Source organism: Aeromonas sp. MR7, from assembly GCF_963899385.1.
Lineage (GTDB): Bacteria > Pseudomonadota > Gammaproteobacteria > Enterobacterales > Aeromonadaceae > Aeromonas > Aeromonas bestiarum.
Map to the genome: position 1 here is coordinate 164,592 of NZ_CAWQXH010000043.1, position 15,015 is coordinate 179,606.

Sequence of the window (15,015 nt, forward strand, 5' to 3'; positions counted from 1 at the left end):
CCATCTGGACCACATCATGGCCAGCCATGAAGGAGCACTCCCTTGCTAGAAGGTAAACTGACGCTCAAATTGCAGCTGATCCTGGCTGTCACAGTACCCTGCCTCGCCCTCTTGCTTGTGGGGGGTGCCAGCCTGCGAAGCATGGGCTCCATCCAGCAGCAATCCACCGAGCTCTACCAGAACACAGCCACCCCCATGCGCGCCATGGCGGAGGTGGTGTCGCGCATTCCCCGCATGCGGGTCGGCATCGACATGATGCTGTTGCAGGATACCTCCCTCAAGGATGCGAAAGGGGTGATCACCCGGGTCAAGGAGAGTCGGGAGGAGGACATTCCCGAAATGCGCCAAGCCATGCAGCAGGCGGTGACCGCCCAGACGGATCCGGCGGCCAGGGCCAATGCCCAGCAACTGCTGAGCCAGTTCGAGGGCATGGCGAGCAACGAGCTGGCTCCCATGCTGCAGGCGCTGGAGCAGGGGGACATGGAAGCGGCCAGAGGTATCTATCGGGATCGCTACACAGTCACCTATGGCACCATGCGCAAGGATGCCAACGCCCTGCTCGACGGCCTGATCCAGCAGGCCCAGCAGCGCCACCAGCTGGGTGAGCAGAGCTATGCCAGCGGGCGGATGCAGATGATCACCATCATCAGTGGCGCCATCCTCATCTCGCTGCTGGTCTCGGTACTCATTCTGATGAACCTCAAGCGCCGGGTCGGCTTCCTGCAGCAATACATAGGCTATGCCGCCGAGCATCTGGCGCTGGACTCCCGCGCCCAGCTGAGCGGCAACGACGAACTGGCGGAGATCACCGTGAGCTTCAATCACTTCGTCGGCAAGATCCACAGCGCCATCGAGCAGGTGGCCCGCAACTCCCACCAGCTGGCGGCCACCGCCGACCAGGTCGCCAACAAGGCCCAGCTGACCCAGCAAAACTGCACCGCCCAGCGCGATCGCACCGTGCAGGTGGCCACCGCCATCCACGAGATGGGGGCAACGGTGAGCGAGATTGCAGGCAATGCCTCGCAGGCGGCCGAAGTAGCCAGGCAGGCCAACGATCAGGCCGAAACGGGCGCCGGCGTGGTGGCTCAGGCCCGCCACGGCATAGTCGGCCTCTCCGACGAGATCGCGCAGGTAGCCGGGGTGATAGAGTCGCTGGCCACCCAGACCGACTCCATCGGCAGCATTCTGGAGACCATCCGCAGCATCTCGGAGCAGACCAACCTGCTGGCGCTCAACGCCGCCATCGAGGCGGCCCGCGCCGGTGAACAGGGCCGCGGCTTCGCCGTGGTGGCCGACGAGGTGCGCAACCTCGCCAACCGCTCCGCCGCCTCCACCGCCGAGATCCAGGGCATGATCCATCGGTTGCAGGAGCAGAGCGCCCGCGCGGTCAGCGCCATGACCCAGGGCCGCAGCCAGAGTCTGGCGGTGGTGACCCAGGCCGATGAGGCCAACGGCGCGCTCGGCCAGATCACCGCCTACATCACCCAGATCAACGACATGAACATCCAGGTCGCCACCGCCACCGAGGAGCAGTCCAGCGTGGTGGGCGAGCTCAATCGCAACGTGGAGGACATAAACCAGCTCACCATGGAAACCGCCGACATAGCCCACCAGCTGACCGACGCCAGTCGCGGCCTGCAACAGCTCTCCGGCGAGCTCGACAAGCTGGTCGGCCATTTCCGTCTGTAACCCTTTCCAGTCCTTTCTCCCCCAACTCAGGGAGCGCAGCCGCGCTCCCTGTCATATCAGCGGCAAGCCGTGACGCATACTCGCAAACTCGCCTCCGCCCCAATCTGGAAATGCCCCATAATCAGGGAAATAACAGGAGGCATTATGGGCAAGCTGGTTGTGACTATGTTGCTGGGGAGTCTGCTCTGCGCCTGCAGCAGCGGGCCTGTGCGAGTGCACGGGGCCGATGTCAGCGTGGACGATACCCGGATCCGGGTCAGTGATGGCGATCGCGGAGGGTATGGCACCTTCTGTCCGCCGGGACAAGCCAAGAAAGGGCGCTGCTAGCGCCCTTTTTTACAATCGTACATCTGCTTGTCCGCCTGTTGCAGCAGCAGATCCAGCGCCGGTGGCGAAAGCGCATCATAGTGCCCCACCCCGGTCGAGCAGGTCAGTCGATAGGGTTTTCCGCTCTCCCGATTGAACCCGGCCAGGGCCTCATCTAGCCGTGCCAGCACCCGTGGCACCTCTGCCGGCCCCGTGCCCGGCAGCAATACCGCAAACTCATCCCCACCCAGTCGGGCAAAGATGTCCGCATCCCGAAAAACGCCACACATCAGACACGCCATCTGCTGCAGGGCATCGTCACCGACGTCGTGCCCCAGCCGGTCGTTGATCTCCTTGAACCGGTTGAGGTCGAGAAACAACAGAGTTGCCGCTCGCCCCTGACGATGAGCGAGCTGCAGACACTTGTGTGCCAGCAGCATGAAACCGCGCCGGTTGGTGATGCCGGTCAGCTCATCCATGGTAGCCAGCTGGATAGCCGCCAGTTCGCGCTCCACCATGCCGGCCAGATCCGTCAGCAAGTCCCGCTGCCGTTCATCCAGCAGGCGTGGCTTGCGATCTATGATGCACAGGGTCCCCAGCTTGTACCCCTCCGCAATCTGCAGCGGGCTGCCCGCATAGAAACGTATATGGGGATCCCCGGATACCAGCGGGTTGTCGGCGAAGCGCAGATCCCGGGTCGCATCTTCCACCACGAAGAGGCCATCGCCAAGAATGGCATGACCGCAGAAGGAGATGTCCCGCGGCGTCTCCAGCACGGGCAAACCACAGCAGGATTTGAACCACTGCCGATCCTTATCCACCAGCGACACCAGCGAAATGGGCACATCGAACATGTTGCGGGCCATGCGGGTGATCCGGTCGAATCTTTCTTCGGCGGAGGTATCCAGAATGGTGATGCGGCGCAGCGCATCGAGGCGCAGGTGCTCGTTGTCAGGGGTGGCCGGTGTTTGCATGGCTGACTCCAGCAAGTGATATTGAAGTCACTAGCATAGCAACCAGCTCCGAACAAATCTCAGCTATATACAAAAAGCCGCTCGAGTGAGCGGCTTTTTCAATGTTGGCTGCGAGAAGAAAATTACTTCTTCTTTTTGGCCTTGGCGTTCGGCAGGTCGGTGATGGAGCCTTCGAACACTTCGGCAGCCAGACCCACGGACTCGTGCAGAGTCGGGTGAGCGTGTATGGTCAGCGCGATATCTTCGGCGTCGGCACCCATTTCGATGGCCAGACCGATTTCACCCAGCAGTTCACCACCGTTGGTACCCACGATGGCACCACCGATGACGCGGCCGCTCTCCTTGTCGAAGATCAGCTTGGTCATGCCGTCGGAGCAATCGGAGGCGATGGCACGGCCGGAAGCCGCCCACGGGAAGGTGGCGACTTCGAAGTTCAGCCCTTGTTGCTTGGCTTCCTTCTCGGTCAGGCCAACCCAGGCCATCTCCGGCTCGGTATAGGCGATGGACGGGATCACTTTCGGGTCGAAGTAGTGCTTCTTGCCGGCGATGACTTCGGCGGCCACGTGGCCTTCGTGGACACCCTTGTGGGCCAGCATAGGCTGACCGACTATGTCACCGATGGCGTGGATGTGGGCCACGTTGGTACGCAGCTGCTTGTCCACCTCGATGAAACCGCGCTCGGTCACGGCAACGCCGGCCTTCTCGGCATCCATCAGCTTGCCGTTCGGCACACGACCTACCGCCACCAGCACGTTGTCGTAACGTACCGGCTCGGCCGGGGCGTGCTTGCCTTCGTAGGAGACGTACAGGCCGTCTGCACGGGCTTCAACTGCGGTGACCTTGGTCTCCAGCATGATGTTGAATTTCTTGGCAACGCGCTTGGTGTAGATCTTGACGATGTCTTTGTCGGCAGCCGGTACCAGCTGGTCAGCAAATTCCACCACGTCGATCTCGGAACCCAGGGAGGAGTACACTGTCCCCATCTCCAGACCTATGATGCCACCACCGATCACCAGCAGCTTGCCCGGTACGGAAGTCAGTTCCAGCGCATCGGTTGAATCCCATACGCGCGGGTCATCATGGGGGATGAAGGGCAGTTTCACCGGACGGGAGCCGGCCGCTATGATGGCGTTGTCGAAGGTCACGGTCGTCTTGCCGTCGGCACCTTCCACTTCCAGCGTGTTCGGGCCGGTAAACTTGCCAAAGCCGTTAACAACCTGAACCTTGCGCATCTTGGCCATGCCGGCCAGGCCGCCGGTCAGCTGGTTGATGACCTTCTCTTTCCACAGGCGCACCTTGTCGATGTCGGTCTGCGGGGCACCGAAGATGATGCCGTGTTCGGACAGCGCCTTGGCTTCTTCAATGACTTTGGCGACGTGCAGCAGTGCCTTGGACGGGATACAACCCACGTTCAGGCAGACGCCACCCAGGGTGGAGTAACGCTCGACGATAATGGTATCCAGACCCAGATCAGCGGCACGGAAAGCAGCGGAATAACCGGCAGGGCCAGCACCCAGTACTACGACCTGAGTTTTGATTTCTTTACTCATCATGACCTCTTTGTCGTTCTTATATATCCCCGGACGGCGCAGTCTTATGCCAACTCAATGCCAAACAAGGCGGCTGCAACCGTGAAAAAACGGGGCAAGTTTACAATCCTGTTAATGAAATGAGAAGTAAAAAGGGCAGGCTCTGGGCCCGCCCTCTCACTTACAGGACCAGTCGACGAATGTCGGACAGCACGCCACTCATGGTGGTGATGAAGCGGGCTCCATCGGCACCATCGATGACGCGGTGGTCATAGCTCAGGGCCAGCGGCAGCATCAGGCGCGGCACGAACTCCTTGCCATTCCACTTCGGCTTCATCTCGGACTTGGATACGCCCAGGATGGCCACTTCCGGCGCGTTGACGATCGGGGTAAAGCTGGTACCGCCGATGCCACCCAGGCTGGAGATGGTGAAGCAACCGCCCTGCATGTCGGCAGCGGTCAGCTTGCCGGCACGGGCCTTCTTGGAGATCTCGGCCAGATCGCGAGACAGCTCGTAGATGCCCTTCTTGTTGACGTCACGCACCACAGGCACCACCAGGCCCCCCGGGGTGTCTACCGCCACACCGATATGGATGTACTTCTTCATGATCAGCTTGCTGCCGTCTTCGGACAGGGCGCTGCAGAAGCGTGGGTGTGCTTCCAGGGCCTTGGCGGCGGCTTTCAGGATGAACACCAGCGGGGTGATCTTCACGTCCAGCTTCTGCTTCTCGGCCAGCAGGTTCTGCTCTTTGCGGAACGCTTCCAGATCCGTGGTATCGGCTTCGTCGAACTGGGTAACGTGCGGGATCATGGCCCAGTTGCGATGCAGGGCAGGACCGGAGATCTTCTGGATCCGGGTCAGTTCCAGCTCTTCGACCGGGCCGAACTTGCTGAAGTCAACCTTGGGCCACGGCAGGACACTCATGCCGTTGCCAGTACCTTGACCTGCAGCCGGGGCGGACTCGGCGCGCTTGACCGCATCCTTCACATAGGCCTGTACGTCTTCTTTGACGATGCGACCCTTGCGACCTGAGGCTTTCACCTTGGCCAGGTTGATACCGAACTCACGGGCCAGGCGACGTACGGCCGGGGCGGCATGTACGTAGGCGTCGTTGGCAACGAAGTCGGAGGAGGCAGCAGCCTGGGCAACCGGAGCCGGAGCCGCGGCAACAGGTGCAGCAGCGACCGGGGCGGCGGCCTGAGCAACCGGAGCGGCAGCGGCCGGAGCAGCGCCAGCCACTTCGAATACCATGATCAGGGAACCGGTGGAGACCTTGTCACCCGCCTTCACCTTGATCTCTTTGACGATGCCGGCGAACGGTGCAGGCACTTCCATGGAGGCCTTGTCACCTTCCACCGCGATCAGGGACTGGTCGGCGTCGACCTTGTCACCCACGGCGACCATGATTTCGGTCACTTCGACTTCGTCACCGCCGATGTCGGGCACGTTGACGTCTTTGGCAGCGGCAGCAATAGGCGCAGCAGCCACGGGAGCGGCAGCCTGAACCGGCGCGGCAACGGCGGCAGGAGCGGCACCGGCCACTTCGAATACCATCACCAGGGAACCGGTCGCAACCTTGGCGCCGGCGGCAACCTTGATCTCGACCACGCGGCCCGCGAACGGCGCCGGTACTTCCATGGAGGCCTTGTCACCTTCCACGGCGATGATGGACTGGTCGGCTTCAACCATGTCGCCCACGGCAACCATGATCTCGGTCACGTCCACTTCGTCGTCACCTATGTCAGGGACATGGACGTCTTTGCGAGCGGCGGCCACAGGGGCGGCAACCGGGGCGGCAGCCTGAACCGGCGCCGGCGCGGCAGCGCCTTCCGCTTCGAAGATCATGATCTGGGAACCGGTGGCAACCTTGTCGCCCACCTTGATCAAGATCTCTTTGACGATACCGGCAGCCGGAGCCGGGACTTCCATGGAGGCTTTGTCACCTTCCACGGCGATCAGGGACTGGTCGAGCTCGACCTTGTCACCCACGGCCACCATGATCTCGGTGACTTCAACTTCATCGGCGCCGATATCCGGAACCATAATCTGTTTGGACATAGTGCTTTATCCTCTTACGCGTCTGTCGCGTTAACCTTTGCAAGGCAGTGCCGGGCAATGTGTCCCGGCACTGCACTCGATCCTCTTACGCGTACAGCGGGTTGACCTTGTCGGCATCGATGCCGTACTTGGTGATGGCATCGGCCACAACCTGCTTGTCGATCTCGCCGCGCTTGGCCAGTTCGGTCAGGGCAGCAACCACCACGTAGAATTCGTTCACTTCGAAGTGACGACGCAGGTTGGCACGGCTGTCGGAACGGCCGTAACCGTCGGTACCCAGCACGCGGTAGTTCTCGGTCGGTACGAAGGCACGCACCTGATCGGCGAAGGACTTCATGTAGTCGGTCGCGGCTATGGTGGCATCGGAACCCAGTACGGTGGCGATGTAAGGCACGCGAGCCTCAGCAGTCGGGTGCAGCATGTTCCAGCGATCCACGTCCTGACCGTCACGGGCCAGTTCGTTGAAGGAGGTGACGCTGAACACGTCGGAACCCACGCCGTATTCGCTGGCCAGGATCTGGGCGGCGGTGCGCACATGACCCAGGATGGAACCACAACCCAGCAGCTGTACCTTGGCCTTGTTGCCGGCCACGGTTTCCAGCTTGTAGATCCCCTTGCGGATACCTTCCTCGGCGCCTTGCGGCATGGCCGGCATGGCGTAGTTCTCGTTCAGGGTAGTGATGTAGTAGAAGACGTTCTCCGGCTTCTCACCGTACATGCGGCGCAGACCGTCCTGCACGATCACTGCCACTTCATAGGCATAGGACGGGTCATAGGAGACACAGTTCGGGATGGTGTTCGCCAGGATATGGCTGTGACCATCTTCGTGCTGCAGACCTTCGCCGTTCAGGGTGGTACGACCCGAGGTCGCGCCCAGCAGGAAGCCACGGGCTTGCTGGTCACCGGCTGCCCACGCCATGTCGCCGACTCGCTGGAAGCCGAACATGGAGTAGTAGATGTAGAACGGGATCATCGGGCAGTCATTGGTGCTGTAAGAGGTCGCAGCAGCCAGCCAGGAGGACATGGCACCCAGCTCGTTGATACCGTCTTGCAGAACCTGACCCTGCTTGTCTTCCTTGTAGTAGGAGACGATGTCGCGGTCTTGCGGGGTGTACTGCTGACCGTGCGGGCTGTAGATGCCGATCTGGCGGAACAGGCCTTCCATACCGAAGGTACGGGCTTCGTCAGCCAGGATCGGTACTATGCGCTTGCCGATGGACTTGTCTTTCAGCAGCACATTCAGGGAACGCACGAACGCCATTGTGGTGGAGATCTCGCGAGCCTGCTCGCCCAGCAGGGGACCAAAGGTCTCCAGCGCCGGGATTTCCAGCTGAGTGGTGGTCTCACGCAGACGGGTCGGTACATAGCCCTTGAGCGCGGCACGACGGGCGTGCAGGTACTTGTGCTCTTCGGTACCCTCTTCGATCTTCAGGTACGGCAGCGCTTCCAGCTGCTCGTCGGTGACCGGCAGGTTGAAACGATCGCGCAGGTGACGCACCGAGCCCAGATCCATCTTCTTGACCTGGTGAGCAATGTTCTTGCCTTCGGCCGCTTCGCCCATGCCGTAACCCTTGATGGTCTTGGCCAGGATGACAGTCGGCTTGCCCTTGGTCGCTGCGGCTTTGGAGAAGGCGGCGAACAGTTTACGGGGGTCGTGACCACCACGGTTCAGGGCGAAGATCTCCTCGTCGGTCATGTCTTTGACCAGCGCGGCGGTTTCCGGGTAACGGTTGAAGAAGTGCTCACGCACGTAGCCGCCATCGCGGGACTTCATGGTCTGATAGTCGCCGTCCACGGTTTCGTTCATCAGCTGGATCAGCTTGCCGGACGTGTCTTTCTTCAGCAGCTCATCCCACTTGCGACCCCAGATAACCTTGGTGACATCCCAGCCGGCGCCTGCAAACAGACCTTCCAGCTCGTTGATGACCTTGCCGTTACCCACGACCGGACCGTCCAGACGCTGCAGGTTGCAGTTGACCACGAACACCAGGTTGTCGAGCTTTTCACGCACGGCAACGGTCAGGGCGCCCTTGGCTTCCGGCTCGTCCATCTCGCCGTCACCCAGGAAGGCGTAAACGGTCTGCTCGGAACAATCCTTGATGCCACGGTCGGTCAGGTACTTCAGGAAGCGAGCCTGATAGATGGCGGCGATGGGGCCCAGACCCATGGAGACGGTCGGGAACTGCCAGAAGTCCGGCATCAGTTTTGGGTGCGGATAGGAAGGGATACCCTTGCCGTCCACTTCCTGACGGAAGTTGTCCAGCTGATCTGCGGTCAGGCGACCTTCAGCGAACGCACGGGCATAGATGCCCGGAGAGATGTGACCCTGGAAGTAAACCAGATCACCACCGTCCTTCTCGCTGCGAGCGCGGAAGAAGTGGTTGTAGCAGACTTCGTAGATGGTCGCGGAAGAAGCGAAGGAAGACATGTGACCGCCGAGGTCCAGGTCTTTCTTGGAGGCGCGCAGCACTATCATCATGGCGTTCCAGCGGATGATGGCGCGGATGCGACGTTCCATCTCCAGATCGCCCGGGTAAGCCGGTTCGTCACTGGACGGGATGGTGTTGATGTAGTCGCGATTCGCCTTGGCAGCCACGTCCACGCCGCTTACGCGGGCTTTTTCGGCAAGCTGTTCAAGAATGAACTGAGCGCGTTGTGGACCCTCTTCACGCAGCAGGGATTCCAGAGAGGCAAGCCACTCCAGCGTTTCTATCGGGTCCACATCGTTCTTCAGGATATCAGACATGGCTGGTTCCTATTGTTATTGCACGGCGGTTAAGATGCGCAAGAATTCGACAATAAAGCCTTGTGGGATTAGTTTTCCTGCTGACGGATCCGACGCATGGATCGCTGGATCCGGCTGTCTTCCCTCTGCATATCCAACAAGGTGTCCTCGATAAAGGCCAGGTGCTCATGACAAGCAGCCCTGGCCCGCTCCGGAGCCCCCGACAGGATAGCCTCGATCAGATGCGCACGATGACGACGGATCTTGGCTACCACTCCCGGACGGCGATTCAAAATTTCGTTATTGCGTAAAATATTCTGCTCGAGCATGGGGCCCATGGCCCGCAACAGGTGCAGCAGCACCACGTTGTGGGACGCCTCGGCCACCGCCAGATAGAACTGGGTCACGGCGGCGGATTCGGTGACCAGCGAACCTTGCTGGCCGGCTTCCTCGATGGCGGACTGCGCCTGACGAATACGCTCGGCATCGGCTTCCGTCCCCCGCAACGCAGCATAGTAGGCACAGATGCCTTCCAGCGCGTGACGAAACTCCAGCAGGTCATACTGGGCTTCGGGGTGGGTGCTGAGCAGCTCGAACAGGGGATCTGCGATCCCCTTGCTCAAGGCATTTTGTACGTAAGTGCCACCGCCCTGACGGCGATACAAGAGTCCTCTGGCTTCCAGGCGCTGGATGGCTTCGCGCAGGGAGGGGCGCGATACCTGAAACTGGATGGCGAGTTCCCGCTCGGGCGGCAACTTCTGGCCCGGCTGCAAACTGCCTTCCAGAATCATGCTTTCCAGCTCGGCGACGATGGCGTCGGCCAGCTTGGGTTGAGTTATCTTGAGATAGGGCATGAGGCTACTTTGTTAAATTGGTATTACCAATTTCATGAATGGGGCGAAAATTAGCAGAGGAGTTGGGAAAAGTCCACCCAAAAGATGATCTGAATCAAGGTTCAGCCTTGCCACTAAAGGGGTAAAGAGAGGGATTTATGATTTAGCTCATAGAAATTGGTCTGACCAATATTTTTGAGCTGGCTCACAGGCAACATTTGATCAACAGCAGGAAAAAATGGCCTGCCATAAAGGCAAGCCATTGATTTTAAAAACACTAACTTATCTTTAGAAGATTTACTTAAAGTTGAGCGATTTTCGATATCGCTGCCATTCGAAACTGCCACCCGGATCCGTCTTGCGCCCTGGCGCTATATCACAATGGCCGACAATTCGTTGTGCCGTAATGGCAGGGTAATGGCTGGAGATGGTTCGACTGAGCCCCACCAGCACCTCATATTGCGCATCGCTGTAGGGCAGCTCATCGGTTCCCTCCAGCTCGATGCCGATGGAAAAATCGTTGCAGGCCTCCCTCCCCTCCCAGCTCGATATACCGGCATGCCAGGCACGTGCGCCAAACGGCACGTATTGCACCAGCTCGCCGTCCCGCCGGATCAGGCAGTGGGCCGAGACCCGCAACTGATGAATGCCGGCGAAGTAAGGGTGCGCCTCGGGGTCCAGCCGTCCCATGAAGAGATCGTCGATCCAGGGCCCGCCAAACTCCCCCGGCGGCAGGCTGATGCCGTGTACCACCAGCAGGGAGATATCGTCCAAACTGGCTCGCTCGTTGTGGTGCGGTGACGGCACCTTGCGGGCCTGCTCACACCAACCCTCTGAATCAATGGAAAAAACTGTTTTAGGCTGGGTCATCATCTACTCGATCTGCAATGGAATGACGCATGAGATAAAGCCGGATGGGCAACCAAGCGATCCACCTCTCAGGCTCGTCGCAATCGTCTCAATCCACCCAGGCAACTGTGATAGGCTGGACCATCTTCTGCTCAACTCTGGAAAGGATATGCACCCGATGGCACGCCGCTTCTGGTTGCTGGCCTGGCTCTCTCTGATGGGGCTGCTGACCCTCTATTTTCACGCCCGCTCGCAACCCACAGTCACCGCCAGCGGCGAACTGCTGCTCAAGGCCGATGCCAGCGGCCACTATCGACTGGAGGGTGCCATCAACGGCCAACCGGTGCAACTGCTGCTGGACACTGGGGCAACCCGGGTCACAGTGCCACGTCAGGTGGCCGAGCGCATCGGGCTGAGCCCCAACGGCAACAGCCTGGTCAACACGGCAGCAGGCACTATCCAGGTGCAGACCGGCCAGATTGAAACGCTGGTGATGGGTCCGCTGACCTTGTACGATTTGCCCATCTATATCAATCCGGCGGCCGATGGGGACGAGATCCTGGTGGGCATGAATGCCCTGGGCCGGCTGGAATTGCGCCAGAAAGACAGACAGTTGCTTCTCAGACCCTTGCAGGAATAACAGGCATGTTACAACAGGACATCCGCCGCGCCGTGCGCGCCGCACTACTCGAAGACTTAGGTCAAGCCCTCACCACGCTGGACCAACCGGATGCCAGCGCCGATATCACGGCCCAGCTGATCCCGGCGGATCGCCTGGCCAGCGCCCGGGTCATCACCCGCGAGGCTGGCGTATTCTGTGGCCAGCCCTGGGTGGATGAGGTGTTCGTCCAGCTCGGTGGCGAGGTAAAAGTGGAGTGGTTGGTACAGGATGGCGAACTGCTCTCCCCCAATCAGGAGCTGTTCCGCCTGCATGGCCCGGCCCGCGTGCTGCTGACCGGCGAGCGCAACGCACTGAACTTCGTACAGACGCTCTCCGGCGTCGCCACCCTCACCGCCCGCTACGTGGCCGAACTGACGGGCACCGACTGCCGCCTGCTCGATACCCGCAAGACCCTGCCGGGGCTGCGCAGCGCCCAGAAATATGCCGTGACCTGCGGCGGTGGCAAGAACCACAGAATCGGCCTGTTCGATGCCTATCTCATCAAGGAGAACCATATCCTCGCCTGCGGCGGCATAAGCGAGGCCATCAGCGCAGCGCGCAGCCTCAATCCGGGCAAACCGGTCGAGGTGGAGGTGGAATCCCTGGCCGAGCTGGAACAGGCGCTGCTGGCCGGCGCCGACATAGTGATGCTGGACAACTTCGATATGCCCATGATGCACGACGCCGTGGCCCTCAATCAGGGCCGTGCCAAGCTGGAGGTATCCGGCAATGTCACCCTGGACACGCTGGCAGATTATGCCGCCACCGGCGTCGATTTCATCTCGGTCGGGGCACTGACCAAGCATGTGCGGGCACTGGATCTCTCGATGCGCTTTGTCTAGTCGGGGAGGTGTCACAATCGCAGGATGACGCCGGTGACATATAACAAGATGAAGGACTTGCAAAAGGCGCCACGGGCGCCTTTTCTTTATGCAGGATCCCTCAGCAAAGGAGTGTGATGATGGACCCAGTCCCGCCAGTTAAAAAGAGTCGATAGAGACTCTTTGTCTATGATTTATATCAAGTTATCAGTAAATGATAGAAAAGTGGTTAACAAAGGCCACAACCTCTGTTGCCAAGCCGGACAGCTCGGATAAGATATTGACGTGTGGATAGTTTTCCACCGGCACTTCCCAGGAACCAAGGACAAAAGGATATTTGACATGAAGAAACAATCAGGCTTTACCCTTATCGAATTGATGATCGTGGTCGCGATCGTCGCCATCCTGGCGGCCATTGCACTGCCCGCTTACCAGACATACACGAAAAAGGCAAAATTTTCAGAGGTTGTCGCTGCAACGGGCGCATTTAAAACAGCTATTGAAGTATGTGCTCAGACAACCGCAGCTCCTGATGGCACTCTTGCCACCTGTGACTCAGGCTCGAATGGTGTTCCCGCAGATGTCTCTGCAGCAAATGGCAACGTTGCAACGGTAACGGTCAATGCCACTACCAACGCAATAACAGCCACAGCTGTCGGCGTCAGCGGAACTCCCGTAAATGGTTTGTCAGGTGAAACCTATATCCTGCTGCCAACAGTTGCTAGTGGGAAAGTAAACTGGGCCGCCAACCCCTCAGGGTCTGTAGGTACATGTGTTGCGGCTGGCCTTTGCTAACGCATGACATCTAGCCCCAATAGCGGCCTGGCGTTAAGCCTGGCCGCTTCTTCCCTGCTCAGTGAGTCCGACTCACAGCGCTACCTGAGCCAAGCCAAGGCCCAGCGCAAGCCCTTTGTGACCTTTCTGATAGAGAACGAGATCCTCGACAGCAAGGCGCTGGCGGATTTCTGCGAGCTGGAGTATGGGGTACCTCTGCTGGATCTTGCCGCCTTCGACCTGGCCGAGATCCCGCAGAAATACCTCAATCAGAAGCTGATTGAGAAACACCATGTGCTGCCCATCTATACCCAGGGCCATACCCTCTATATCGCCATGTCGGATCCGACCAACGTCTCGGCGCTGGAGGATTTCGGCTTCAGCTTCGGGCTGCATACCGAGGCGCTGCTGGTCGAAGAGAACAAGCTGACGACCGCCATCGGCAAGCTGTTGGAGAGCGATCAGGATGCCCTCGGCATGGAGGACATCGACGAGTCCGAGATCTCTGAGCTGGAAGTCTCGGACGAAAACTCACGACTCGATGAGAGCGTCAACACCACCGACGACGACGCCCCCATCGTAAAATACATCAATAAAATCATGATGGATGCCATCAAACGTGGCGCATCCGATCTGCACTTCGAGCCCTATGAGACCAAATACCGCATCCGCTTTCGGATCGACGGCATATTGCACGAAATCGCGACGCCACCGGTCAATCTGGCCAACCGCTTCTCCGCCCGCCTCAAGGTCATGGCACGGCTCGACATCGCAGAGCGGCGGCTGCCGCAGGATGGCCGCATCAAGCTGAAACTGTCCCGCAACAAGTCCATGGACATGCGGGTCAACACCCTGCCCACCATGTGGGGAGAGAAGATAGTCATCCGCTTGCTGGACTCCTCGGCGGCGCGGCTCAACATAGAGCAACTCGGCTTCGACGACCGGCAGAAGGCCCAATATCTGCGTGCCCTCTCCAAGCCGCAGGGCATGATCTTGGTGACAGGCCCTACCGGCTCGGGTAAGACGGTCTCCCTCTACACCGGTCTCAATATTCTCAACACCACGGAGGTGAACATCTCCACCGCCGAAGATCCGGTGGAGATCAACCTGCCAGGCGTCAATCAGGTACAGGTCAACCCCAAGGCAGGGCTTACCTTCGCCAGTGCCCTGCGCTCCTTTCTTCGCCAGGATCCCGACGTGGTCATGGTGGGGGAGATCCGGGATCTGGAAACCGCCGAGATCGCCATCAAGGCCGCTCAGACAGGCCACTTGGTGCTCTCCACCCTGCACACCAACTCGGCCGCCGAAACCCTGACCCGCATGATGAACATGGGAGTGCCCGCCTTCAACATCGCCTCCTCGGTGACCCTGATCATGGCCCAGCGACTCGCCCGCAAGCTGTGCGATCATTGCAAGGCCGCCGAGGTGGTACCCGAAGCCGAACTGCTGGAGCTGGGATTCACCCAGCAGCAGCTGGCAGCTGGACTACGCCTGTTCAAACCCGTGGGGTGCAAGGATTGCTCGGGTGGCTACAAAGGGCGGGTCGGTATCTACGAAATCATGCTAATGTCTGAAAACATTGCAAAATTGATCATGCAAGGTGCCAACTCTCTGCAAATTGCGGCCATTGCTCAAAAAGAGGGGATGCGCACTCTGCGTATATCAGGCCTTGAGAAGGCTCGTCTGGGAGTGACCAGCCTGGCAGAAATCAATCGGGTGACCACCAACTGACAGTGCATATCGATCGAGCTGATTCATCCAGGTGTCGCCAAGCCGGCGCCCCTGAGGATTTCCA

12 protein-coding genes are annotated in these 15,015 nt (G+C 59.7%); 6 read left to right on the top strand and 6 right to left on the bottom strand.

What is annotated here, in order from left to right:
• Positions 1-42 precede the first annotated feature (42 nt).
• On the top strand, positions 43-1,689 hold the full coding sequence (locus tag AACW87_RS16830; protein ID WP_241325613.1) for a methyl-accepting chemotaxis protein: 1,647 nt from the start codon (positions 43-45) through the stop codon (positions 1,687-1,689).
• Between the two features lie 144 nt (positions 1,690-1,833).
• Positions 1,834-2,016, top strand: a complete 183-nt coding sequence (locus tag AACW87_RS16835) for a hypothetical protein (protein ID WP_043137314.1) — start codon at positions 1,834-1,836, stop codon at positions 2,014-2,016.
• Here the strand turns inward: AACW87_RS16835 and AACW87_RS16840 are convergent.
• From AACW87_RS16840 to ampD, 6 genes are all read right to left on the bottom strand, one after another.
• Positions 2,013-2,969, bottom strand: coding sequence for a GGDEF domain-containing protein (locus AACW87_RS16840; RefSeq protein WP_098981898.1), 957 nt, complete (start codon positions 2,967-2,969; stop codon positions 2,013-2,015). The genes AACW87_RS16835 and AACW87_RS16840 overlap by 4 nt on opposite strands.
• A gap of 122 nt (positions 2,970-3,091) precedes the next feature.
• Positions 3,092-4,519, bottom strand: a complete 1,428-nt coding sequence (gene lpdA, locus AACW87_RS16845) for a dihydrolipoyl dehydrogenase (RefSeq protein WP_059113464.1) — start codon at positions 4,517-4,519, stop codon at positions 3,092-3,094.
• Positions 4,520-4,679: 160 nt separating this feature from the next.
• Complete coding sequence (gene aceF / locus AACW87_RS16850) at positions 4,680-6,557, bottom strand: pyruvate dehydrogenase complex dihydrolipoyllysine-residue acetyltransferase (RefSeq protein WP_241325614.1); 1,878 nt, start codon at positions 6,555-6,557, stop codon at positions 4,680-4,682.
• An 85-nt stretch (positions 6,558-6,642) separates the two neighbouring features.
• Positions 6,643-9,303, bottom strand: a complete 2,661-nt coding sequence (aceE, locus tag AACW87_RS16855; RefSeq protein ID WP_042868032.1) for a pyruvate dehydrogenase (acetyl-transferring), homodimeric type — start codon at positions 9,301-9,303, stop codon at positions 6,643-6,645.
• A gap of 68 nt (positions 9,304-9,371) precedes the next feature.
• Positions 9,372-10,136 carry a pyruvate dehydrogenase complex transcriptional repressor PdhR gene (gene pdhR, locus AACW87_RS16860; protein WP_042039018.1) on the bottom strand — a complete coding sequence of 255 codons (765 nt, stop codon included), beginning with the start codon at positions 10,134-10,136 and terminating at the stop codon, positions 9,372-9,374.
• Between the two features lie 276 nt (positions 10,137-10,412).
• Positions 10,413-10,985, bottom strand: coding sequence for a 1,6-anhydro-N-acetylmuramyl-L-alanine amidase AmpD (gene ampD / locus AACW87_RS16865; protein WP_241325615.1), 573 nt, complete (start codon positions 10,983-10,985; stop codon positions 10,413-10,415).
• 148 nt (positions 10,986-11,133) lie between these two features.
• Here ampD and AACW87_RS16870 point away from each other — a divergent pair, with 148 nt between their 5' ends.
• From AACW87_RS16870 to tapB, 4 genes are all read left to right on the top strand, one after another.
• Positions 11,134-11,604 carry a retropepsin-like aspartic protease family protein gene (locus tag AACW87_RS16870; RefSeq protein ID WP_181003660.1) on the top strand — a complete coding sequence of 157 codons (471 nt, stop codon included), beginning with the start codon at positions 11,134-11,136 and terminating at the stop codon, positions 11,602-11,604.
• Between the two features lie 5 nt (positions 11,605-11,609).
• On the top strand, positions 11,610-12,467 hold the full coding sequence (gene nadC / locus AACW87_RS16875; protein WP_241325616.1) for a carboxylating nicotinate-nucleotide diphosphorylase: 858 nt from the start codon (positions 11,610-11,612) through the stop codon (positions 12,465-12,467).
• A gap of 321 nt (positions 12,468-12,788) precedes the next feature.
• Positions 12,789-13,241 carry a type IVa pilus major pilin TapA gene (gene tapA, locus AACW87_RS16880; protein WP_103472236.1) on the top strand — a complete coding sequence of 151 codons (453 nt, stop codon included), beginning with the start codon at positions 12,789-12,791 and terminating at the stop codon, positions 13,239-13,241.
• Positions 13,242-13,244: 3 nt separating this feature from the next.
• Entirely contained in the window at positions 13,245-14,951 is a 1,707-nt protein-coding gene (gene tapB, locus AACW87_RS16885) for a PilB family type IVa pilus assembly ATPase TapB (RefSeq protein WP_103472093.1), read from the top strand.
• Positions 14,952-15,015: the final 64 nt, after the last annotated feature.